The organism is Paraliobacillus sp. X-1268, assembly GCF_003426095.1.
GTDB lineage: Bacteria > Bacillota > Bacilli > Bacillales > Amphibacillaceae > Paraliobacillus_A > Paraliobacillus_A zengyii.
Map to the genome: position 1 here is coordinate 12,425 of NZ_QJSK01000007.1, position 25,077 is coordinate 37,501.

21 protein-coding genes, 1 tRNA gene and 1 other annotated feature are annotated in these 25,077 nt (G+C 34.9%); of the genes, 3 read left to right on the forward strand and 19 right to left on the reverse strand.

Annotated elements, in window-relative coordinates; all coding sequences use genetic code 11:
• Positions 1-63: 63 nt before the first annotated feature.
• Positions 64-1,113: a tRNA 2-selenouridine(34) synthase MnmH gene (gene mnmH, locus D2K62_RS10205; protein WP_117161385.1), complete on the reverse strand. Its 1,050-nt coding sequence runs from the start codon at positions 1,111-1,113 to the stop codon at positions 64-66.
• Between the two features lie 323 nt (positions 1,114-1,436).
• Between mnmH and D2K62_RS10210 the strand changes: the two genes are divergently transcribed.
• Together D2K62_RS10210 and D2K62_RS10215 are read left to right on the forward strand one after the other, a co-directional pair.
• Entirely contained in the window at positions 1,437-2,078 is a 642-nt protein-coding gene (locus tag D2K62_RS10210) for a deoxynucleoside kinase (protein ID WP_112179057.1), read from the forward strand.
• Positions 2,075-2,755, forward strand: coding sequence for a deoxynucleoside kinase (locus D2K62_RS10215; RefSeq protein WP_117148896.1), 681 nt, complete (start codon positions 2,075-2,077; stop codon positions 2,753-2,755). Before D2K62_RS10210 ends, D2K62_RS10215 begins: the two co-directional genes overlap by 4 nt.
• Positions 2,756-2,785: 30 nt before the next feature.
• Here D2K62_RS10215 and proC read toward each other — a convergent pair whose 3' ends face one another.
• The 12 genes from proC to guaB all read right to left on the reverse strand — a co-directional run bounded on the left by proC (position 2,786) and on the right by guaB (position 16,130).
• Positions 2,786-3,604, reverse strand: coding sequence for a pyrroline-5-carboxylate reductase (gene proC, locus D2K62_RS10220; RefSeq protein WP_112179053.1), 819 nt, complete (start codon positions 3,602-3,604; stop codon positions 2,786-2,788).
• A 93-nt stretch (positions 3,605-3,697) separates the two neighbouring features.
• Complete coding sequence (locus D2K62_RS10225; RefSeq protein ID WP_112179051.1) at positions 3,698-5,065, reverse strand: MBL fold metallo-hydrolase; 1,368 nt, start codon at positions 5,063-5,065, stop codon at positions 3,698-3,700.
• A 67-nt stretch (positions 5,066-5,132) separates the two neighbouring features.
• Positions 5,133-6,449: an ABC transporter substrate-binding protein gene (locus D2K62_RS10230; RefSeq protein WP_112179049.1), complete on the reverse strand. Its 1,317-nt coding sequence runs from the start codon at positions 6,447-6,449 to the stop codon at positions 5,133-5,135.
• A 107-nt stretch (positions 6,450-6,556) separates the two neighbouring features.
• On the reverse strand, positions 6,557-7,381 hold the full coding sequence (locus D2K62_RS10235) for a carbohydrate ABC transporter permease (RefSeq protein WP_112179047.1): 825 nt from the start codon (positions 7,379-7,381) through the stop codon (positions 6,557-6,559).
• A 14-nt stretch (positions 7,382-7,395) separates the two neighbouring features.
• Complete coding sequence (locus tag D2K62_RS10240) at positions 7,396-8,289, reverse strand: carbohydrate ABC transporter permease (protein ID WP_112179045.1); 894 nt, start codon at positions 8,287-8,289, stop codon at positions 7,396-7,398.
• Complete coding sequence (locus D2K62_RS10245; protein WP_112179043.1) at positions 8,255-9,358, reverse strand: ABC transporter ATP-binding protein; 1,104 nt, start codon at positions 9,356-9,358, stop codon at positions 8,255-8,257. Before D2K62_RS10245 ends, D2K62_RS10240 begins: the two co-directional genes overlap by 35 nt.
• A gap of 343 nt (positions 9,359-9,701) precedes the next feature.
• Positions 9,702-9,794 (reverse strand) — tRNA-Ser (locus tag D2K62_RS10250).
• Positions 9,795-9,895: 101 nt separating this feature from the next.
• Positions 9,896-11,170, reverse strand: coding sequence for a serine--tRNA ligase (gene serS, locus D2K62_RS10255; protein WP_117161386.1), 1,275 nt, complete (start codon positions 11,168-11,170; stop codon positions 9,896-9,898).
• A gap of 63 nt (positions 11,171-11,233) precedes the next feature.
• Positions 11,234-11,457 (reverse strand) — a binding site (T-box leader).
• A gap of 40 nt (positions 11,458-11,497) precedes the next feature.
• Positions 11,498-12,088, reverse strand: coding sequence for a pyridoxal 5'-phosphate synthase glutaminase subunit PdxT (pdxT, locus tag D2K62_RS10260; protein ID WP_112182599.1), 591 nt, complete (start codon positions 12,086-12,088; stop codon positions 11,498-11,500).
• A 24-nt stretch (positions 12,089-12,112) separates the two neighbouring features.
• Positions 12,113-12,997, reverse strand: coding sequence for a pyridoxal 5'-phosphate synthase lyase subunit PdxS (gene pdxS / locus D2K62_RS10265; protein ID WP_112179039.1), 885 nt, complete (start codon positions 12,995-12,997; stop codon positions 12,113-12,115).
• 155 nt (positions 12,998-13,152) lie between these two features.
• Positions 13,153-14,490, reverse strand: a complete 1,338-nt coding sequence (locus D2K62_RS10270) for a D-alanyl-D-alanine carboxypeptidase family protein (RefSeq protein ID WP_112179037.1) — start codon at positions 14,488-14,490, stop codon at positions 13,153-13,155.
• A gap of 170 nt (positions 14,491-14,660) precedes the next feature.
• Complete coding sequence (guaB, locus tag D2K62_RS10275; protein WP_117161387.1) at positions 14,661-16,130, reverse strand: IMP dehydrogenase; 1,470 nt, start codon at positions 16,128-16,130, stop codon at positions 14,661-14,663.
• Positions 16,131-16,347: 217 nt separating this feature from the next.
• Here guaB and D2K62_RS10280 point away from each other — a divergent pair, with 217 nt between their 5' ends.
• Positions 16,348-17,334 (forward strand): YaaC family protein, encoded by a 987-nt coding sequence (locus D2K62_RS10280; protein WP_157967322.1) that lies wholly within the window; start codon positions 16,348-16,350, stop codon positions 17,332-17,334.
• 61 nt (positions 17,335-17,395) lie between these two features.
• Here D2K62_RS10280 and D2K62_RS10285 read toward each other — a convergent pair whose 3' ends face one another.
• The 6 genes from D2K62_RS10285 to yaaA form a co-directional block, all read right to left on the reverse strand.
• Positions 17,396-18,484 carry an HD-GYP domain-containing protein gene (locus D2K62_RS10285; RefSeq protein ID WP_117161388.1) on the reverse strand — a complete coding sequence of 363 codons (1,089 nt, stop codon included), beginning with the start codon at positions 18,482-18,484 and terminating at the stop codon, positions 17,396-17,398.
• A 64-nt stretch (positions 18,485-18,548) separates the two neighbouring features.
• Entirely contained in the window at positions 18,549-21,122 is a 2,574-nt protein-coding gene (gene gyrA, locus D2K62_RS10290) for a DNA gyrase subunit A (protein WP_112179030.1), read from the reverse strand.
• Between the two features lie 73 nt (positions 21,123-21,195).
• Complete coding sequence (gene gyrB, locus D2K62_RS10295; RefSeq protein ID WP_112179028.1) at positions 21,196-23,115, reverse strand: DNA topoisomerase (ATP-hydrolyzing) subunit B; 1,920 nt, start codon at positions 23,113-23,115, stop codon at positions 21,196-21,198.
• Between the two features lie 100 nt (positions 23,116-23,215).
• The gene (gene remB / locus D2K62_RS10300) at positions 23,216-23,500 is read right to left on the reverse strand and encodes an extracellular matrix regulator RemB (RefSeq protein ID WP_112179026.1); all 285 of its coding nucleotides are present in this window, start codon (positions 23,498-23,500) and stop codon (positions 23,216-23,218) included.
• 16 nt (positions 23,501-23,516) lie between these two features.
• Positions 23,517-24,629 (reverse strand): DNA replication/repair protein RecF, encoded by a 1,113-nt coding sequence (recF, locus tag D2K62_RS10305; RefSeq protein ID WP_112179025.1) that lies wholly within the window; start codon positions 24,627-24,629, stop codon positions 23,517-23,519.
• 36 nt (positions 24,630-24,665) lie between these two features.
• Positions 24,666-24,896 carry a S4 domain-containing protein YaaA gene (yaaA, locus tag D2K62_RS10310; RefSeq protein WP_117161389.1) on the reverse strand — a complete coding sequence of 77 codons (231 nt, stop codon included), beginning with the start codon at positions 24,894-24,896 and terminating at the stop codon, positions 24,666-24,668.
• Positions 24,897-25,077 lie beyond the last annotated feature (181 nt).

A 25,077-nucleotide genomic window follows, 5' to 3' on the forward strand; every position in this document is an offset into this window, starting at 1 on the left:
TTTCATTATACAGAATCATACAAAAATTGCAAAGAACCGAACAATATAAATTTGACTTAAATCTTATATGACTTTTTCATTATACCTTTTAGCTAAATAATCTTTTAACAACACAACCGCTTCATCTACAGTTTCCGCTTTAATAATGGTTTTTTCACCTTCAGTAAATTGATCTGCAGAGTGATCATACAACGGATCATAATAATACTCGAGTAGCAACCGTACTGCATGAAAGTACTCTCCTGTATTTAAATCAGATTCAATTTCATTAGCAATCGGTGTATGAATTCGCTTTTTTATTCTAGCAAAAGAATCTATACATTCTTGCTCATGATCCCATGGTTGATAATCTTCCAGAATATTATTAACCCTTTCCTCGATTGGTATCTCAATAAACAATTGTGTGCCTTGATTTTTTTTCTCCATCAGAAAATCAGGAAGCATTACTTTTCCAATTCGTTTACTTTCTCCTTCAAATAGAACATATGGCGAATCCTGCAAGCGCTGGATACTTTCGATAAACAATGCATCAAATGTTTTTTGGTTATGAGGCTTTAAACCAATTTGACCAAAAATAGAGCCGCGATGATTTGCTAATCCTTCTAAATCTATAACGGGGTAGTCGAGCTCTTGTAAACGATGTAGTATCGTAGTTTTTCCTGATCCCGTATAGCCATTTAACACAACTACTTCTGGGTTAACTTCTAATGCACCTAATGTATCTACTATCAAATTACGATAGTTACGATAGCCTCCGTCCAATCGAAACACATTAATTCCCATTAGATCAAGAACAGTTGCTGTCGTTTTACTACGCATTCCACCCCGCCAACAGAAAACCGCTTTATCTCCTTTGACATTGTTAAACGCCTTCACAAAGATTGGTAATTTACTTGAAGCAATTTCAAGCCCTCTTTCTTTGGCTGCTTCTTTACTCACTTGCTTATAAAGCGTTCCTACCTCAGCTCTTTCTTTATCATCAAATAAAGGTATATTGATACTACCAGGAATAGTAGCATCCTTAAATTCAGAAGGAGAACGTACATCTATTACTGTAAGCTGACCTATATTTTTTAACGAGAGTAATTCATCAATTGAAATATCTTTAAACATCTTGCTACCACCTTTCCGAAACGGGAGAACTAAAATATAACCTTTTTTATATGTCTCTTACATAGTATAGAACACTCCATACTTAATTGCATGGTTAGAAACATTACTATTTTTAAAAATTACGTTATTTTTTTATTTGTAGACACATTAATATACATATATTAACAAAGCAGGCACACTAGCTAAATAGGTAAGTATATTAACAGAATCCTTTCACCTGAGAGATTTAGAGTGTCCACTTCGCTACTAAATGTGATAGAATAGTCTTTGTCAATTTTGTTACGCTAACGAAGGTAACACGTTATTGTTTAGGAGGAACTAGTATGCCAGAAATACCCTTTATAGCAGTGGAAGGACCAATTGGAGTTGGTAAGACCTCTTTATCAAAAAAAGTAGCAAACCACTTTCAACTACATTTATTAAAAGAAATAGTTGAAGAAAATCCGTTCTTAGGTAAATTCTATGATGATATAGATGAGTGGAGTTTCCAAACAGAAATGTTCTTTCTATGCAATCGTTATAAGCAATTAGAAGACATCGATAGCCATTATCTTGGATTAAAAAAGGCAGTGATTGCTGATTATCATATCTCTAAAAATATGATTTTCGCTAAACGTACCTTACAACATAGACAGTTCGAAAAATATCAACAAATCTATCACATTTTAACTTCTGACATGCCAAAGCCTAACATGATGATTTATCTTGATGCAAGTCTTGATACACTTTTATCTCGTATTGCCATGCGTGGTCGCGAAGTTGAAATGAATATTCAAGCTTCTTATTTGCAACAATTGAAAGAAGACTATCAAACATTTATGGATGACTTCGAAAAACAACATCCTGATATTCCTGTCATTCGTATTAATGGTGACGAGCTTGACTTTATTAAACAACAAGATGATTTGAACTTTATTCTTGATCAGATTAAACAGCAATTACAAAAAGGAGAAATTATCCGATGAATTTACGCGAAAAATATCAGATCCCACATGACAGTGTTATCACAATTGCTGGAACAGTTGGTGTCGGTAAGTCGACAATGACAAATGCATTAGCCAATTCACTGGACTTTCGTACCTCTTTAGAGAAGGTAGATACAAATCCATATCTAGACAAGTTTTATGCTGACTTTGAGCGTTGGAGTTTCCATCTGCAAATCTACTTTTTGGCAGAACGATTTAAGGAACAAAAGCGTATTTTTGAATATGGTGGTGGATTCATTCAGGATCGTTCTATCTATGAAGACACTGGCATTTTTGCTAAAATGCACTATGATAAAGGGACAATGACTCCCGTAGATTACGAAACTTACAGTAGTTTATTTGAATCGATGGTAATGACACCTTATTTTCCACATCCAGACTTATTAATTTATCTAGAGGGCTCATTTGATGACGTGGTTGGTCGCATTAAGAAGCGTGGCCGACCAATGGAACAACAAACGCCACTTAGTTATTGGAAAGAAATGCATGAGCGTTATGAAAAGTGGATTAATAGTTTTAATTCTTGCCCAATTCTTCGGATTAACATCGCTGACTACGATTTGGTAAATGACCAAAGTGCTGTTGAATCCGTATTGAACAAGGTTGGACACTTTATTCAACAATCTCGAAAATGGGAAACACGATCAACCAAATAAATAAAAGCGGCTATCTGAAGATAGCCGCTTTTATTTATTTTTACCCAATTCTTCTGATCGTTGTGTCGCTTCTTTAACTGCCGCTTCAAAGGCCTTATTTACCTCATGCTTATCTAATGCTTTTAGTCCGCTTTCTGTTGTACCACCAGGACTAGTAATTCGTTGACGCAAGGTTGCAGGACTTTCATCCGTTTGTTCTAACATATGGGCAACCCCTAAGATAGTCTGGTGAATTAATTCTTTTGCATGCTGTTGATCAAGTCCTCCATCTTGTGCTGCTTTTTCCATTGCCTCAACAATATAGTAAAAATAAGCAGGTCCACTTCCTGAAATTGCTGTAACTACATGCATCTTATCCTCATCATCAATAATAGTTACCGTTCCTACCGTCTCAAATAGTTCTGTTGCTAGATCAAGTTGTTCTTGTCTAACAAATGAGCCACCAGTCAATGCCGTTGCGCCATAACCAATTGTCGCTGAAGTATTTGGCATTGCACGAATTACCGATAGATTTAAGCCGAGTTTTTCCGTAATAAGTTGAGTCGATGTCCCAGCTAGAACTGAAATAATAACTTGCTCATCTGATAAAAATGGTTTAATTTCAGCTAATGCCTTTGAAACATCCTTTGGTTTCATTGCTAAAAAAATAGCATCAGCACTTTCTACGGCTACTTTTGTATCTTGTGTTGTTAAAACATTATACAGATTTGATAAGTCTTTTAGCCGTAACTCATTTGACCTATTTGTAACCACAATTTGCGTTGACTCTAACACCTTGGATTTTATGATCCCTGCAACAAGAGCTTCTGCCATTGAGCCTGCACCAATAAACGCTATTTTATTGAACATACTATACCTCCATCGTTAATTCTTTCTCTCTAGTATAGTTAAAAAAACGTAGATTGTCTTTTAAATTTCAAATAAAACAGTATATGTTTGTTTTTAAACTTCTATTAACTGACCATTATCAAAGAAATATTTTTTGTTTTTTCTTGGTAAGAAAACAGCTTGATTTGGATCTAGTGGTTTCATCAGTTCTGGATAATGACTATGCCAAGGAACCAGTAACTTCGGTTTTATATCTTCAATTAATTGTAATATATCTTCTTGTGTTGCATGCCCGGATACATTAAACGATTTATATTCTATTTGGAATTGTTTTAAAAATGATAGAAGAATTTGATAGTTTGGATCAAATTCACCCAAGGGCATGCCATTGGAATGCAAATAAATACTACCTGACACATCTAAATCTAGTAAATCAGCTATATTATCAAAACTGTTTTGTAAGAGGTATTTGTTAGGTGTTGCATTGATTTGTTCAATTGTAACGCGTGGATATTTTTCGAGAATATTTTGGTTCCAATCAGACTCCTTACTATCATTCGGTACAAAAATCGCAAAATCTGTTACTTCAGCAAATTGATCAGCAATATAGGCCGTTTTCAGCTCTAGTACAATCGTTCTTTCACACTGTTTACCAGTTTTGATAAAATTATTGAGTCGATCAATATTACGATGATAAATATTAAACAAAACTAATCGATTATGGTTGATAATTTCTCTCTTTATTACTTGAGCTATCTCTGTTTCTGTCTCTACTAAAGGTATTTTTGTTTTTTCAGTAAGATTAGGATGAAAGGCTGTTCCTTCCATTAATAATAAATCAATATTAATATCCAACAGCTTTTCTAACCATGCTTTATTGTATTCTGGATGCTGTCCATGCATACGAATATCACCAGAATATACCACTTTAAGGTCTGGCGTGCTAATCAACATAGCCATTGAACCGTATATATCATGGTCTGTTTGAAAAGGTGTTACTATAATATCTCCTATTTTAATTGAATCTTGATAATTAATTCCTGTTACATCGCGTTCTCTCATCAGTCCCTCATTTATCTTATTAAGAACTTGATACAATTGTTTCGATCCATTAGACATATAAATGGGAATAGTAGAGGCTACGGTATCTATCACGCCCATATGATCTAAATGTAAGTGGGAAATAAATATACCAGTATTCATTTTAAAATCTTCATAGGCAATTGGTTTTTTAAAATTAAATACGTTATCTTTTAAATCTTCTCTAGCGTAAATCCCATCTATTGCAGGAATTGCACCAATCTTTAGTAAATCTAATACATAACGATCACTTCGACCTGTGGCTTTATGAACAAAAGAAGTACTAGGATTATAAACTAAACCAAAATCAAAAATAACCCGAGCATTTCCATACCGAATTTCAGCAATATTACCACCTATTGTTTGCAAACCACTCCAAAATGTAATTGTTGTTTTACTCATTTCATTTCCTCCATTTTTCTAATCTATAAATAAGAAGGCGGGAGCATAACCCCAGCCTTCCTTCTAATTAATTTAATTCTTGATTTGCACGTTCTTGTGCATCAGTTAAACCTTCTTCTACAGTTTTATCGTCTAATAAGATATATTCTAATTCTTCTAATACAATATTTCTTACCGCATCTCCACCCTCTATACGTGCAATAAAGAAACCTGCATCAAATTGAGCTGTTCCAGCTTCATATGCTGGATTTTCTGCTACAAATGCTTGATAATTATCTAACTCTTGCGCGGAATAACGAACTGGTAAATATCCAGATTTCATTGACCAATCAGCAGTTACTTCTGGACTTGTTAAATATTTCATGAATTCCCACGCTGCTTTTTGTTCCGCATCATCTGATTGACTAAACATAACGATATCATTACCAGCAAATGTTGTAGCTGCTTCACCGTCTAATGTTGGCATTGTGGTAGTTGACCATTCAATATTTCCATCAGCTGCTTCTGCTACATGTGGAATCCCGGCAGAAGAACCAATATACATTGCTACATCTCCACGACTAAATGGATTAGACATATAGTCATCTTCTCCAGCTGTACGAGCAATTCCGTCATCAATCATTTCTTTAATTAATGTCATTGCTTCAATACCTTCATCAGATGCAAAAGTTGCTTCACTTGTTGCTTCGTCAATATACGTACCACCTAATTGTTTCAAAATAGCTTGAAATTCAGATTCATATGAATTTTCAAATCCCATTCCGACAACACCATCACCTGTTAGTACTTCAGAAATAGTTCTGATATCTTCCCATGTTTCAGGTACTTCTAACCCATTCTCCTCTAACAATTCCTTATTATAAAATAGTATGCGTGTGCTTTTACTAAATGGTAGGCTATAATAAGTACCGTCCCAAGAACTAGATTCTTTAAATACGTCTACATAATCATTAAATTCTTCATCTGAAAGACCAATTTCAGGATCTTCAATAAAATCATTAAGTGATGTAATAAAATTATTCGCAGTATATTCAGGTACGACATTTGTTACCGCTTGTGCAATTGTTGGTAATGTCTGTGCTTTAGCAGCTGCCATAATCTTTTGTTCTAAATCATCATAGCTTCCTTGGTTTACTGGTGTAACGGTAATATTCTCATGTTCACTATTAAATTGCTCAACATACTCCATAATAGCTTCTTCATGAGGACCACTCATTGCATGCCAAAAGTCAATTTCAATTGGTTCCGTTGACTCTTCTGTTTCCGTATCACTCGCAGTGGCAGAAGCTGCTTCACTATTTTCCGTATCTTCACTATCTCCACACGCAACTAACAGTAATAAAAATAATATGCTAAGTACACTCCAAATAAATCCTTTTTTCATTTTATTTCCCCCTAAATTTTTTATTAGTTTCGTGGAGCAGACAACAATATCACTAAATTATTCATCCGGATAGTTGTGTCACGATCACCCCCTAAAAAGTAATTTAACTAACCTTTTAAACCCGACCTTGCTACACCAGCAACAATATACTTCTGCATAATAAAAAATAAAATAATCATTGGTAGGACTACCATTGAGGATGCAGCCATTAATAACTCATACTTTACGCCAGCTTCTGTTGTAAAAGCCGACAAACCGACAGGTAACGTTCTTAGCTCTTGTGTATTGGTAACAATCAATGGCCACAAAAATGCATTCCAGCTATTGATTACTTTTAATAAAGCAACTGTAATTAAAGCCGGCTTGGCAAGTGGTACCATCACATACCATAAGAACTTAAATTCGCTACAACCATCTACTTGTGCTGCGTAAGATAATTCTTTGGGGATACCCAAAAAGAATTGGCGTAATAAAAAGATTGCAAAAACACTCGCAGTCCAGGGTACAACTAATGCTTTATATGTATCTATCCAGCCTAAATTAGATAAGGTCACAAAGTTAGGGATTAACAATACCTCTCCAGGTACCATCATTGTGCCAAGTAACACCGCAAATATGACATGCTTACCAAAAAACTGAATACGTGAAAAAGCATATGCCGCTAAAATAGTCGTAATTAATTCTCCAACTGTACTTAAAATAGTTACGATAACACTATTTAAAAAGTACCGATCAAATGGGGCAACTTTCAATGCTTCTGTGAAGTTAGTCCAATTTATTTCAGATGGTATCCAAACTGGAGGCATTGCCATGACCTCATTAGGCGCTTTTAAGGATGTACTAATCATCCATACGAAAGGTAGCAACATTAAAATGGAGCCAATAGAGAGTAAAATATATATCGTTGTTTTAGATAAAGCTGCTTTTGTCATAATTCACTCCTCCTCTACTGATAATGCACGAATTTTTTACCGATGATTAATTGTATTAATGTAAATATAAATACAAAAATAAATAAAACAAACGCTGCTGCTGAAGCAAGACCAAATTGCCATTCCTCATAAAATTTTTGATAAACATAATAAACAACGGTTAGCGTACTATTTGCTGGGCCTGGACGTCCATTGAACAAGGCAAATATCTCATCAAATACTTTAAATGCATTTATAATGGATATGATTGATATAAAAAACATCGTCGGTGATAACAATGGTAAAGTAACTGTTTTAAATCGATTCCATGCCGATGCACCATCAACCTTTGCTGCTAAATAATATTGCTGATTAATGTTTTGTAAACCGGCCAGAAATATAATGATATTAAAACCCAATCCTTTCCATATACTTAAAATGATAAGCGCCAGCATTGCAAAATTTGGATCTGTAATCCATTTAATTGGATCAACTCCAAACCAACCTAGAAAATAATTAAGTAAGCCATAATCAGAGTGGAAAATCCATCCCCAAACAATTGCTACCGCAACAACAGACGTAACAAATGGCAAGAAATATATCGTTCGGAAAAAGCCCAGAAATTTTATTTTACTATTCAGCAATAATGCAATTAGTAAAGACAATATTATTGAAATAGGAACAACACCCACAACAAATATAAGTGTATTTGATAGAGCCTTAATGAAATTCTGATCATTAAATAGTGTTATAAAATTTGTTAACCCTCGCGCATGTACAACATTATTAAAATAATCGTAATCTGTATAAAAACTCATTAAAAATGATTTAATAATCGGATAAATATTGAATGTAATCAAGATTAGCAATGCAGGTAATAAGTAAAGGATCGCTTTACATGTGCTTTTCCAGTTGGGTCGAAGTGTCATCAGCGTAACCTCCTCTTATTCTTTCTCCAGTATTATTATCAAAGTAATGAATATGGTTAACATCAATTGCTAGATTACAACTATCACCAACCGTTAACGTAATTTTAGGGTCTACTAGAGCCCTAATAGTACTATTACCTACCTGAATGCGTATTAGTGTATCTCTTCCTATTGTTTCAAGATGAATAACTTCTCCTGTTATCATTGCGTTATCTAAGGAAGTAACGTATAAATTTTCAGGTCGTAAACCAATTTTAATATTATCTTGATTAGTAACTATAGGTATCGTAATACTTTGATTGGTTTCTTTTATTTTATAGATATTATTATCTTGTTTTTCTAATTGGATAAAATTAATAGGTGGGTTCCCTAAAAAACTTGCAATAAATGCATTCCTTGGTTTACTGTACATCTCTTGTGGTGGACTGTCCTGTTGTAAAATACCATTGCTCATTAACATTACTCGATCAGATATGCTTAATGCTTCCTCTTGATCATGTGTAACAAAAATCGCTGTAATGCCAACTTCTTGTTGAATACGGCGAATCTCTTCACGCATCTCTAATCGTAAACGTGCATCTAAGTTGGATAATGGTTCATCTAATAACAATAGTTTTGGTTTTTTTACTAACGCACGAGCAATTGCAACCCGCTGCTGCTGACCGCCTGATAATTGAGCTGGTTTACGATCAAGTAAATGATCAATTTGAACAAGCTTTGCCATTTCAATTACTCTTTTTTGCGCTTCTTTTTTTTCTACTTTTTGCATTTTTAATGGAAACATAATATTCTTAAATACGGATAAATGAGGATATAATGCATAATTTTGAAAAACCATTCCGATCTCTCTTTTTTCGGCATCAATGGTAGTTACTTTTTTCTCACCAAAATAGATATCTCCCTTAGTAGGTTTATATAAGCCTGATAACAGCATTAAGGTTGTACTTTTTCCGCAACCGCTTGGACCTAATAGGGAAACAAGCTCACCATCTTTTATAGTAGTTGTTAATTGATTAACAGCAGTAATATTATCAAATTGCATTGTCAATTGATCTAAATGTATATCCATGACGCTATCCCTCCATCTGCCAACTTATTCTTACAAGCCTTATGTTAGCAAACAATCGTAAAGATAGAATAAATTACTTGTAAATTTTTCATTTACAATATTTACTTTTTGTAAATGACATGGTAAGCTAAACTCTTGACCATTTTACGCATTTTTCATTTTTTTACTTTTGTTAAAAGACTCTCTTATAGCTATCAATTGATATAATACAAAAAATAGGACCCCCAATTTTAGGAGGTCCTATTTAATCTATCTTAATAATAAAATACAAAAAAACGGTTTAACTTAATTTAATAAGTTAAACCGTTTTTAGCTATTTGTTCTTATGTATTAAAATAAAAAATGGAGGAGGATGAGGGATTCGAACCCCCGCGAGCCGCGAAGCCCCTGTTGGTTTTCAAGACCAATCCCTTCAGCCAGACTTGGGTAATCCTCCGAAACTGACGACAAAACTTATAATATCAGTTTATTTAGCACATGTCAATATATTTAATACATTTATTTTTTAAAAAACAATTGTTGTTAGTAGACAGCTTTTTAATTAATAACTTTCTTACCACCCATATAAGCTTGTAACACTTCTGGAACCTCAATTGTGCCATCTGCTTTTTGGTAGTTTTCAATAATGGCAGCTACTGTTCTACCAATAGCTAAGCCTGAACCATTTAGTGTATGAACAAATTCTGGTTTAGCCTTTTCTTCACGACGGAACCGGATACCTGCACGACGAGCTTGAAATGCTTCAAAATTTGAACAAGAAGAGATTTCACGGTACGTATCGTTACTTGGCATCCAGACTTCGATATCATATTTCTTTGCGGCAGTGAAGCCTAAGTCAGCCGTACACATACTTAAGACACGATAAGGTAATTTTAATAGTTGTAATACCTTTTCCGCATGTCCTGTTAAATCTTCTAACGCTTGATAAGAATCTTCTGGTTTCACAAATTGAACTAGTTCTACTTTATTAAATTGGTGTTGACGGATCAAACCACGTGTATCTCTACCAGCAGAACCTGCTTCAGAACGGAAAGATGCACTGAACGCAACAAATTTTTGTGGCAGGTCATCCACTTTTAAAATATCATCACGGTAATAGTTTGTTACAGGTACTTCTGCCGTTGGAACTAAAAAATAGTCCCAATCTTGAACTTTGAAGGCATCTTCTTCAAATTTCGGTAATTGACCAGTCCCCGTCATACTTGTCCGATTAACAATATATGGAGGCAACATTTCTTCATATCCATGCTCGTCTGCATGTAAGTCCATCATAAAATTAAGTAATGCACGTTCTAAACGTGCTCCTAATCCTTTGTAAAAGACAAATCGGCTTCCTGTCACTTTACCAGCGCGTTCAAAGTCTAACATGCCTAATTCTGGCCCAAGCTCCCAGTGTGGTCTTTGTTCAAAATCAGTGCGCTTTACTTCGCCCCATTTACGAACCTCTACGTTATCATCTTCTGTTTCCCCAATAGGTGTTGTTTCATGAGGAATATTTGGTATAGATAACAATAGCGTTTCTAACTTTTCCTCTACTTCATTAAGTTCCGTATCAATTAGCTTAATACGCTCTCCAACCTCACGCATTTCTACAATCATATCATCTGCATTCTTTTTTTCTTTTTTCAAAGCAGAAATTTGTTTAGAAACATCATTTCGTTTTGCTTTTAGCTCTTCTGTTTCAGCAATTAATTCTCTTCTACGTTGATCTAAATCTTCAAATGTATCAAATTCGGATAAATCTTCTCCACGATGTTGTAACTTCTCTTTTACCTCATCAAAATGTGTACGTAAATATTTCAAATCTAACATAATTTTATCCTCCAATATTATTAATTTAACTCAAACAAAAAAGACTCCCATCCCTAATAAAACATTAGGGACGAGAGTCTTTCCCGCGATACCACCCTGATTGAAGAGAGATTCCTCTTCCGGCTTCTTTTACAATAACGGCTAAGCATGTTAGCCGGACATGTTTTACTTACATTTCACATGCCAACTCAAGGATGGATTCACAGTTCTCTTTCACTGATTTGCACCAACCATCAGCTCTCTAATAGAAAGAAAGGTCTGTTACTAATTCCTCTCATTGTGTTCAGTTATAGTAGTGAATTTATTTTTAGCATAGCGAAAAATAATTTATGATGCAAGGTCTTTTTTAGCTTGTTCAACCATTTTAACAAAGTAATCTGTTAAACGATCATCGTCGGTTAACTCTGGGTGAAAGGCACTACATAAATAATGGCCTTCTCTCGCAGCTACAATTGCATTGTTGTGTGTTGCTAATATTTCAACCTGTTTACCAACTTCTACAATAAATGGCGCTCGAATAAAGACAGCATCAAAATCTGTTGCAACATGATTAATTTCTAATTTTGCCTCAAACGATTCCTTTTGCCTTCCAAATGCATTACGTTCTACTTTCATATCCATCAATTCTAGGTGCCCATTACTTTGCCCAACAATCTCTGTTGCTAACAAAATCAAACCTGCACACGTTCCAAAAATTGGTTTTCCCTGTTTACCAAAATGCTGTAAAGGCTCTAAGAATTCATATTGATCAATTAACCGACGCATTGTCGTACTCTCGCCACCAGGTAAAATCAGACCATCTATTTCTTCTAATTGTTCTTTTTTCTTTACAACAAGAGCTTCAGCACCACTTGATTCTATTGACCGAACGTGTTCTCGAACGGCACCTTGTAAACCCAAAACACCTATTTTAGTCATCATGTGATCTATCTCCTTTAAACCTTACCAGCCACGTTCTTGCATACGTTGTTCTGGTGCAATTGTGCTAATTTCAATACCTTTCATTGCAGTTCCTAAGCCTTGTGAAACTTTTGCAATCAACTTATAATCTTGATAATGTGTTGTAGCTTCAACAATAGCTTTTGCAAATTTTGCAGGATTATCAGATTTAAAAATACCAGAACCTACAAAAACACCATCAGCTCCAAGCTCCATCATTAATGCCGCATCAGCTGGAGTTGCGATACCGCCCGCTGCAAAATTAACTACAGGTAAGCGTCCATTTTCTTTAATACTAATTAATACTTCGTAAGGTGCACCTAATTCTTTAGCAAATGTCATAATCTCATCATATGACATACTGATTAATTTACGAACTTGTCCTTGTACTTCACGCATATGACGAACTGCTTCAACAATATTTCCAGTTCCCGGCTCACCCTTTGTACGTAACATGGATGCACCTTCGCCAATACGACGTGCAGCTTCACCTAAATCACGACAACCACATACAAATGGTACAGTATATTCTTTTTTATTTAAATGATACACTTCATCTGCTGGTGTTAATACTTCACTTTCGTCTAGGTAATCGACACCCATTGATTCTAAAACACGCGCTTCAACAATATGGCCGATACGTGCTTTTGCCATAACTGGAATGGACACAGCGTTCATTACTTCTTCAACTATTGTTAAGTCAGCCATTCTTGCAACGCCACCTGCAGCACGGATATCCGATGGAACACGTTCAAGAGCCATAACCGCAACAGCTCCTGCCTCTTCGGCTATTTTAGCTTGTTCTGCATTGATAACATCCATAATGACGCCACCTTTTTGCATCTCAGCCATTCCTCTTTTAACACGATCTGTTCCTAAATTTGTCATGAAAAATATCCCCCTATTTATCTTAAAAATCAAGTAATTAACAATTTAAACTATTATTCAACATTGTATAACAATACCATAGCCTAGTGCAAGCACCATTAAAATAAAAAACCTCAACATACCTATCGCCATGTTGAGGTTTTTATGATTCTATATTAAGCAAACCATCCTTTTACCGTATCGGCAACTGATGAGAATATTCCACTAAAGAAATCCCCTACAGCACCAAGTGTAAGCATAAACCAATTTGCCTTCTCTACAGCATCCGTGGCTACAAGATCGACAACTTGTACTTGTGCACCACCAAAAATATAGCCGTAATCGGTACCACCATTATAAACAAGTTCCATTTCTCCGACTTTTTCACCTTTTTCAATTGGTGCTACAAGTTCGCCATCTTCATTGAGTTTATTTTCATCCAAATGATATTGGACCATAAAAGATTCTTCTTCACCATTTAATACTGTTGCGATCATGGTTTCACTTGCTTCTATTTCTACTGAATCTTCTTTTCCTTTTGCTACAGGTAAAGTAGATTCATCTTCAATTTGATAACCTGCAGGATAAAGTTCTTGCTTTTCAAACTGGTTATAACCATATTCCATTAATTTTTTCGTTTCTTCAAAACGTGCACCTTTATCATCTGTTTTCATTACAACTGAAATAAGGCGACGACCGTCTACTTCCGCTGTTGCAGTGAAACAGTAACCAGCTTCCGTCGTGTATCCTGTTTTTAAACCGTCAATTCCTTCAAATGCATATTGATCAAAGTTTACATTATCCCAAGGAAGCATCCAGTTTAAATTTTCTAATGGTTGATCATCTAATTCAGACATCAATGTACTAGAAAACTCCAATGCTTCTGGATAATCGTTAACCAAATAATAGGCTAATAATGCTGCAGAACGTGCAGACATTAAATTATCAGCATTTGGATCTGTACCTTCTGGATGGTTATCACCCAAATCAACGTTCGATAAACCTGTTGAATTAACGAATTGATATTCAGGAAGACCCATTTCTTCTGCTTTATCATTCATCATTTGAACAAATTCGCCTTCTGAACCAGCAATTAATTCCGCTAAAGCAATCGTTGTTGCATTATCAGAAATAATTGACATTCCTTCATATAATTGACGTACTGTATAGTCCTGTCCTTGTGTCAAACCAATTCCTGACATAGAACTATCTGCAGAAATACTGTACGGATAATCACTAATTTGTGTGGTTGTATCCCAGCTAATTTCACCATTTCCAATAGCTTCTAACACTAAATACTCTGTCATCATTTTTGTCATGCTTGCTGGTGGCAACTTTAAATCAGCATTTTTGGCATACAATATTTGTCCTGTTTCTGCATCAACTAAAATAGCAGATTCTGCTTCAACCTCTACTTCAGCTGCATGAACAGCAATTGGGTTCATACCAAACGATGTTATAAATATTACAAATGCCAATATAAGATAAACTGATGCTTTTATACTATGTTTCAATCTCTTCTACCTCCACCACTTTTTATATGCATATCCGCTATTTTAGCATACCATGTCGAAAAGTGGAATATACTTTTATAGGGTATTTTAGTAACGTTTTCTGCTTGTATTGTTTAGCAGTTAAAAACGCTATAAATTAGGATGTAGTATTCCTAATTTATAGCGTTTATTTATAACGAATAGTTTGGTGACTCATTCGTTATTTGCACATCATGTGGATGTGATTCACGTAACCCTGCACCTGTCATGCGAATAAACTGTGCTTCATTACGAAATACTTCTAAATCTTTTGCACCACAGTAACCCATTCCAGAACGCAAACCACCTAGTAATTGATGTATTGTATCTGATAATGGTCCTTTGTATGCTACACGTCCTTCTATGCCTTCTGGTACTAATTTTTTTGCATCTTCTGTGTCTTGGAAATAACGATCTTTAGAGCCCGACTTCATCGCAGCTACTGAACCCATTCCTCTGTATACCTTATATCGTCGACCTTGGAATATTTCAGTTTGTCCTGGACTCTCTGTTACTCCTGCAAAAAGACTACCTAACATAACGGCATGCGCTCCAGCTGCTAATGCTTTAACAATATCTCCAGAATATTTAATACCACCATCTGCAATGATAGGTATGCTATGTTTACGTGCTTCAATTGCACAATCATAAACAGCAGTAATTTGTGGTACACCAACGCCTGCAATTACGCGGGTTGTACAAATAGAACCTGGACCAATACCCACTTTTATTATATTTGCCCCAGCTTCTATTAAAGCACGTGTTGCCTCAGCAGTTGCAACGTTTCCTGCAATAATATCTAAATCTGGATATTTTGATCGTACTTTTTTCACTTGATCTAGAACACCTTGTGAATGTCCGTGCGCAGTATCAATAACGATCAAATCTACTCCAGCATCGACTAGTTTATCAATACGAGTCATCGCATCTCCTGTAACACCAACCGCAGCACCCGCTAATAAACGCCCATTACGGTCCTTTGCTGAGTTTGGAAATTCAATTAACTTTTCGATATCTTTGATGGTAATTAAACCTTTCAATACACCTTCATCATCGATCAATGGTAGTTTTTCAATACGATGTTTTTGTAATATTTTACTTGCTTCTTCCAATGTCGTCCCTACTGGTGCTGTAACAAGATTATCGCTTGTCATTACATCTGAAATTTTAATGGAGTAATCTTCAATAAAGCGTAAATCACGATTTGTTAATATTCCAACCAATACTTGATCTTCTGCATTATTAACAATTGGTACACCTGAAATCCTGAATTTACCCATTAAGTGTTCCGCATCAAATACCTGATTATCTGGTAATAAAGAAAAAGGATTTGTAATGACGCCACTTTCTGAACGTTTAACACGATCAACATGTTCCGCTTGTTCTTCAATTGACATATTTTTATGAATAATACCTATACCACCTTGGCGTGCCATTGATATTGCCATTGCAGCCTCAGTCACGGTATCCATTCCTGCACTAATTAATGGAATGTTGAGTTGAATATTATCTGATAGTTTAGTCTTAATTGAAACATCACGCGGTAATACCTCTGACTTCGCTGGTACTAATAAGACATCATCAAATGTTAATCCTTCTTTTGCAAACTTGTCCTCTCGCATAACTTAACCTCCTCATAAAATAAGTACTAAAAATAAGTGCATAATGAAAACTTCTCTACTGGTTACACTATAAATAGATCTAATAAGCTATATAAATGTAATCAACAATATTCTATTGTTCTTTACATTACGACATACAAGAAGCAATTTCAACCTTTTTACATACCAAATTAATTAAAGTTTCTTGCGATAATTTATCAGAAGGGAACCAAACCAATTGAAAAAAAATAGTGAACTCTTTTTAACCTATATTCAATCAGCTGAAACAGCTCAAAAATACTTATATGCCTGTTATCAAAAAAATTCTATTACTAATGCACAAAAATGGAGTTATGACAATTGCTATCAATTTTTCTATTATATAAAGCATGGATTACTTTATTATCAAACAGGAAAACAATCGCCTATCGTAACGCAACCATTATTCTACTTCTATGGTATGACACATCTTATAAAAGCCTGTTTATTAGCTAAAATACCAGATTATCCAGCTAGTACATCCTTACTTGCACATGGACTTACAACTAGAAAAAGAAAGAAACGTGATTATCAGTTTTTACAAGATGAAGTGAAAATTCAACAAAAAGGATTGTTTCCATATTTTGCTTCTAATCTTTTTCAAGTGCACCATTGGCCAAGCGATAAAGTTCAAATGGATACTATATTAAAAACAATTCCAGAAATGAATGCCATGTTTTTTATGCACACGAAACAAATAAATCTAGTCAAAGTAGCATCAAGACAAGATAATCATTTTACATTTCCCAGCAATCTATTAGATACGTATCATCTTTCACAAGGTCGATTTTTGGCCAAGTTATCCTCCTTTATTGATACAAATACAATCGAAATAACTTCAAGTTCCATTCGCTGTCGCATTAGACAAAACTTTTCTATTTTAGAAAAAGGTCCTTTTACATATCATATGGATGAGGATAGCATTTATTTTCCTTCAACTAGTAGATTGCCTCATTACAGTCATGAAATTATGCACCACTATATTCTTCTTTATAATTTAAGTATGATCGCGCGCTATGAAACAGAGTGGTGGGGAGATGTATTACATGGAAGTTCAACTAAAGATTATCCTTTTATTAAACATTTTTTAGATATAACAAGTGATAAAATCCCCCTTTACATTGGACATTATCTACATACATTACGTGATGAAAATAACAAAGTCAGCTTTAATTTCGAAGATTAAAATGCTTAAATATAAAAAGGGACTAATCAACAAGCAAGCTTGTTGATTAGTCCCTTTAAAATTATATAATAATATCTTCTATATATAATTGCTTGTGTTCTTTTAAAGAAATAATACTTTGCGTATTCTCAATTCGAACCATGGGGCGCGTTGGGTATTCTGATTCGATATATATGATTTCGGCTATCTCTTCATTAGAAAGTTTAACCTTTGTTCCCGAAGAGAAATTGGTCAAACAGACGATAAACGCTTGTAATATTTGATGGTCAAACTTTTGGTATTGGTCCTGTTGCATTTCTTCAATAACGCGAAAAGGAGATTGTTTTGTACGATAAATTCGTTCTGAGGTCATCGCATGATATGTATCACAGATAGCTACTATTTTAGCAAAGCGATGTATCCTATCTTCCTTAACACCTAAGGGATACCCAGTGCCATCCAATCGTTCATGATGCTGTAAAATGGCCAGTTTTACGCCTTTAGTTAAAGAAGTAATTTTTTCCACAAAGCGATAAGAATAAGTTGGGTGTTCCATTATTTCATCAAATTCAGGCTTACTCAATTTTCCTTCTTTATAAAAAAGAGAGCGTTTCAGTTTTGCCATTCCGCAATCTGCTAATAATCCAGCAATACCAATTTGCATCCACTCTTTTTTTAAACCTAACTTTTGTGCTAATACAGCAGAAATTAGGCTTGTTGAAACACTGTGGTGAAAAAAGTAATCATCTTTAGCAGTATTTTTATATAATGTTAGTATATAAAAATCAACTTCTTCCGTGCGCTCTAGTAAAGGAACAATTAACTTCCGAACGGCATGAATTTCAATAGGTGATCCACTTTGCCATGCATTAAACTGGAGCTTATAAGCTTCTACAACTCGATGATAATGCTCCATAAACGGTAGGGATTTCTCACTTTGCGTTTCTTTTTTTACATTTACTTCTTGCTTTTGTTGTTTTTTTGGAATAAAGGGTACACCATTTTCTAAATTGGTAGCGACTTCTACTTGGTCAATTAAAAAACGTTGTAATATTTCTATATGTGTTTCGTCTATAACCGTGTCCTTTGTTGCAATTGGACGATTTGTTTTACCTATTACGTCCGTTGTAAGTATGCACTTAGGAATTAATTGTGATGGATGTATCCACAATATCATCGCCACCCCTTATATGCTGATAAAGTGGCTCACCTTTTTCATGGTGAACCACTAATCATTATTCTTCTGTATCCTCTTTTGTATCTGTATCAGTTGTTGAATCTTGATTATTTTCTTCGGTTATAACAGCATCTGGGTCTTGATGTGTTTCTGTCTCTACTGTTTCACTTGAAGATTGCTCTTCTATAGCTTCCTCATCTTCAACATTATCAATGCGTGCGACAGTAGCTACTTTTTCTTCCTCTTGGAGACGAATCAGGCGAACACCTTGTGTATTTCTACCTGTAACAGAGATACCTTCAACCGGCATACGAATAAGTACACCTGATGCAGTAATAATCATAATATCTTCGTCACCTGTTACTGCTTTTACAGCAACTACTTTTCCTGTTTTCTCTGTAATGTTACATGTGAATACACCTTTACCACCACGATTAATGATTCGATAATCCTCAGCAGGTGTTTGTTTTCCATAACCATTCTCAGTTACATTTAATACATATAAACCATTCTCGATAATTTCCATAGAGACGACCTCATCATCTCCTCTAAGAGAAATACCTTTAACTCCAGCAGCTGTTCGTCCCATTGTCCGAATTTGCGTTTCCTCAAAGCGAATCAGTGAACCATTTCTAGTGCCGATCATAATATCTTTTGTACCATCTGTTAATCGAACAGAAATTAATTCATCATCTTCACGTAAATTTAACGCAATTAAGCCACCTTTACGAATGTTGGCAAATTGTGCAAGGGTAGTTCGTTTAGAAATACCGTATTTCGTTGTAAAGAATAAATACCATTCTGCTTCAAACTCATGTACAGTTATTACAGCATTAATCCATTCACCTTTATCAATTTCTAATAAATTGATAATTGGAATTCCTTTTGCTGTCCTACCGTACTCTGGAATTTCATACCCTTTTGCTCGATATACTTTTCCTTTGTTAGAGAAGAATAAAACAGTATCATGTGTTGATGTCGATACTAAGTGTTCAACAAAGTCGTCTTCATTTGTATCCATTCCTTGAACACCACGACCACCTCTACGCTGTGTACGATATGTTGAAGCTGGTAACCGTTTAATATAACCTTTATTTGTTACCGTAATAACAATATTTTCTTCTGGAATTAGATCCTCATCCTCAAAGAAATTAATACCACCAGCTATAATTTCAGTTCGTCGTTTATCGTTAAAACGCTCTTTAATTTCAGTTAGCTCTTCACGAATTATTTCTAATACTTTTGCTTCATCAGCTAAAACTGCTTTTAATTCACTAATTAGTTCTACTAATTGTTTATACTCATCTTCTATCTTTTCACGTTCTAAACCAGTCAAACGTTGTAGACGCATATCTAAAATTGCTTGTGCTTGTTTCTCAGACAACTGATAATTTTCTATTAAACCAGTACGAGCAATATCTGCTGTGTTAGACCCACGAATCAATGCAATAATCTCATCTATATGATCTAAGGCAATTCGCAATCCTTCTAAAATATGAGCACGTGCTTCCGCTTTACGTAGCTCATAAGCTGTTCTACGTTTAATTATTTCTTTTTGATGTTCTAGATAGTGAGATAATGACTGTTTTAAATTAAGCACTTTCGGCTGTCCGTCAACTAATGCCAACATGTTAATACCAAAAGATGTTTGTAAGGAGGTTTGTTTGTATAGGTTATTTAGTAACACATTAGGATTCGCGTCACGACGTAACTCAATTACAATACGCATGCCATTACGGTCTGATTCATCCCTTAAATCAGTAATTCCCTCAATCTTCTTATCACGCGCAAGTTCTGCAATTTTCTCAATTAATCTTGCTTTGTTCACTTGATACGGTAATTCATTGACAATGATTGTTGCTTTACCATTGTCACGCTCTTCAATTAACACTTTAGATCGAATGGTAATAGAACCACGTCCCGTTTCAAAAGCTTTTCTAATCCCACTTCTTCCTAGAATCGAACCACCTGTAGGGAAATCAGGCCCATAGATGTATCCTTCCATTAGCTCATCAATAGTAATATCAGGATTTTCACTGATAGCTAGGACAGCATCAATCGTTTCTCCTAATTGATGGGGTGGAATGTTAGTCGCCATTCCAACTGCGATTCCCGATGCTCCGTTAACTAAGAGGTTAGGAAATCTAGCTGGTAATACTTTAGGCTCTCTCTCTGAACCATCATAGTTATCCTGGTAATCTATCGTGTCTTTATTAATATCACGAAGAAGTTCCATTGAAATCTTAGACATTCGTGCTTCTGTATAACGCATCGCAGCTGCAGGATCACCATCGACAGAACCGAAATTACCGTGTCCATCAACTAGCATATTACGATAGCTGAAATCTTGTGCCATTCTTACCATTGCTTCATATACTGATGAATCACCGTGTGGGTGATACTTACCTAATACATCACCGACAATACGGGCAGATTTTTTATATGCTTTATCCGAATGTATTCCTAAGTCATTCATAGCATATAATATTCTCCGATGTACTGGTTTCAAACCATCTCTCACATCTGGAAGCGCACGAGCTACAATAACACTCATGGCATAGTCTAAAAACGATGTGCGCATTTCTGTTCCTATATTTATTTCTTGTACATGTGGACGTTGATTTTCCACCATACGACTGCCTCCTATCCAACTGACGACCTTACTTTATTATCAAACTATAGTTTTATGTGAACTTGACACATACTTATACATCTAGATTTTTAACATAAACAGCATTCTCTTCAATAAAGTTTCTTCGAGGTTCTACTTTATCGCCCATTAGCATATCAAAGATTTGGTCAGCTTCAATCGCATCATCTAAATTCACTTGTAGTAATGTTCGATTTTCTGGATCCATTGTAGTTTCCCAAAGCTGTGTTGCATTCATCTCTCCTAGCCCTTTATAACGTTGCAGACCTGGTTTCGGTTGTTTAGGTAATTCACTAACAATCCGCTCCATCTCTTTATCATTGTACGCATAATAAGCAGCCTTACCTTGCTGTACTTTATATAATGGTGGTTGTGCAATGTAAATATAACCATAATCAATTAACGGTCGCATAAATCGATATAAGAAGGTTAATAATAACGTTCGAATATGTGCACCATCAACGTCCGCATCTGTCATGATTACAACTTTATGGTACCTTGCTTTTGAAATATCAAAATCTTCTGCAATCCCAGTACCTAATGCAGTAATCATCATTCGAATCTCATTGTTCGATAGAATTTTATCTAAGCGTGCCTTCTCTACGTTTAAGATTTTACCTCTTAAAGGTAAGATTGCTTGGAAATGGCGGTCACGGCCTTGTTTTGCTGAACCACCAGCAGAATCACCCTCTACGATATACAATTCACTTTTAGTTGCATCACGTGTTGAACAATCGGCTAGTTTTCCAGGAAGATTGGAAATTTCTAATGCACCTTTTCGACGTGTTAATTCACGTGCCTTTTTGGCTGCCATTCTTGCTCGAGAAGCCATTAAGCCTTTTTCAACAACAATTTTGGCTGTGTCCGGATTCTCAAATAGGAATTTAGAAAATAACTCACTAAATGCAGCATCTGTAATCGCACGCGCTTCACTATTACCAAACTTTGTTTTCGTTTGTCCTTCAAATTGTGGATCTGGATGTTTAATTGAAACAATAGCAGTTAAGCCCTCTCTTACATCATCACCAGTAAGGTTGGGATCACTCTCTTTATATAAACTGTTTTTCCTTGCATAATCATTGATCACACGTGTCAGTCCAGTTTTAAATCCGGATTCATGCGTTCCACCTTCATACGTATGAATGTTATTTGCAAACGAATAAATATTGCTTGCAAACCCATCATTGTACTGTAAGGATACTTCGACGGTAATACCTGCTTCTTCTTTTTCAGCAAAGAATGGTTCATGTAATACTTGTCTTGCACGGTTTAAATGTTCGACATAAGAACGAATTCCGCCTTCATAAAAGAATGTTTCTCGTTTACTTTCTTCGCGTTTGTCCTCAATTGAGATAGTTAATCCTTTATTTAGAAAGGCTAATTCACGTAAACGTTGAGAAAGAATCTCATATTTGAACGTAGTTGTTTCTGTGAAAATTTCATGATCTGGGACAAAGTGAATACGTGTTCCACTTTCCTCTGTTTGACCAATAACTTGTAGTTCATCATCAATGGCACCACGTTTAAAGCTTAAATAATGAATTTCTTTATCACGATGTACGTATACTTTTAAAGACGATGACAACGCGTTAACAACAGAGGCACCAACACCGTGAAGACCACCTGATACTTTATAACCGCCACCACCAAACTTACCACCAGCATGTAAAACAGTCATAATTACTTCTACAGCAGGACGCCCTGTCTTTTTCTGTGTACCAACTGGAATACCACGACCGTTATCCATTACTGTAATACTATTATCTTCTTCAATAAAGACCTGGATATGGTCACAATAGCCTGCTAAAGCCTCATCAATACTGTTATCGACAATTTCCCATACTAAGTGATGTAAACCTCTTTCGTTAGTTGCACCTATATACATACCCGGTCTTTTACGTACTGCTTCCAAACCTTCTAATACTTGAATCTGATTTTCGTCATATACTTGTTCTACTCCCAATTTATCTTCCATTGTCAATTCTTTCACCTACAATTCTATTTTAAGAAAATACTATTTTTTAACTAATTAATTAAAGTATCTTGAAAATATGATATTCATCCCTTTGAAATTGCTATGTTTCATTAGAATTAGTATAGTCTTCTAATTTACTAATAGTAGAAATCATACTTGCACGTTTCTTTAAAGTTAGGACCGAAAGGGGACTATAATATATATAATCTTTTGTTATTACGATCGCTTTTGTTGTTTCTTCTTGAAGATCTAATACATTCTTAGCTTTTCTTTGGTTATCAATCATTTCAGCATTAATTGAAGAAGAAGCAACAAATTGTTGATCAATAATAGCAATAACATCCTCAGAACGGATAACATTATCGCCACCGATATGAATAAACATTTTAAATTCCCCATTTCTATTGCACAATTATACCATTTTCGATATGAAACAATTCCGCTTTACTTATTGTTTCGTGCTGAATATCACTAACACTTGTTGTTGATACGAAGGTTTGAATTTTCCCTTGAATAGTATGTAATAAATGCGATTGACGATAATTATCTAATTCACTTAAAACATCGTCTAACAGAAGAATAGGATATTCGCCCACTTCATTTTTAATTAGTTCAATCTCAGCTAACTTTAATGATAGTGCAGTGGTTCGCTGTTGTCCTTGCGAACCATATGTTTGTACATCTTTTCCATTTACATAAAATAATAAGTCATCTCTATGTGGACCAATCAATGTATTGCCTCTATCAATTTCTTTTTCTATAAGAGCTGAAAATTCTATTTCATATTGTTTTCTTATTTTTTCCTTATCTTCTTGTTCTGATACATTAATTGTGCCTGAATACATAATTTCTAATTCTTCTTTATCCCTACTTATTCCCTTATGGATTGGAGCAGCCCATTCTCTTAACAATTGTAAAAATACAAAACGTTTCTCAACTATAACACTAGCATGTTCAATTAGCTGCTCTGTTAAAACCTCGAGCAATGTTCGATCATTTGATTGTCTACGCTGTAAGTTTTTTAATAGATGATTTCGCTGTTTTAATATTTTTTGATATTGACCTAGATGATAAATATATAAAGGTTTAATCTGACCAATTTCCATATCAATAAACCGTCTTCTGATTTGCGGGCTCCCTTTAACTAAGTTTAGATCTTCTGGTGCAAACATAACGATATTTAGAGCGCCGATATAATCACTAAGACGTCTTTGTTCAATGTGATTTAATTTTGCCTTTTTTCCTTTGGAAGAAAGTTGAATCTCTAAAGGGAAGGTACGATTTCGTTTAAAGATGCTCCCTTCTATTTTAGCATAGTTTTCATTCCATTGAATAAGTTCTTTATCACGAGGGGTTCGATATGATTTTGAAAAAGCTAAAACGTAGATAGCTTCCATAAGATTGGTTTTTCCTTGGGCATTCTCGCCTATAATTACATTGACTTTATCATCAAACTTCACATGTAAGTTTTGATAATTTCGATAGTGCGAAAGTGTTAAGTCCTTAATGTGCATAGTAGTATCCTTCCTAATTGGTTCAAGCTATATTTATTAGGCATTTTCTTCTTTCACAACTTGAAATACGCCAATGTCAGGAATTGAAATTTGATCACCTGGATATAACTTACGACCACGACGTTGATCCTGTTCATCATTAACAAACACATCATAGTCTGCTAAAAATGGCTTCACCATACCTCCAGTATCGATAACACCTGCTAATTTTAAAAATTGACCTAAAGGAATATAGGTTGTGTGAATAGAAATACTTTCTGTTGACATATCGAACCACCATACTTTCTAGATCGGAGATTTTTAATACTGCTACTCTATTTTACTAAATATTTTCATATAAGCAAAGTAATCTATAAAGGATAAGTCATTTCTTTTTAATTTTACTAATTAACCTGTACAAAAATGGAAAAAGGATAGAATAAGGTAACTTAATCTATCCCATTTTATA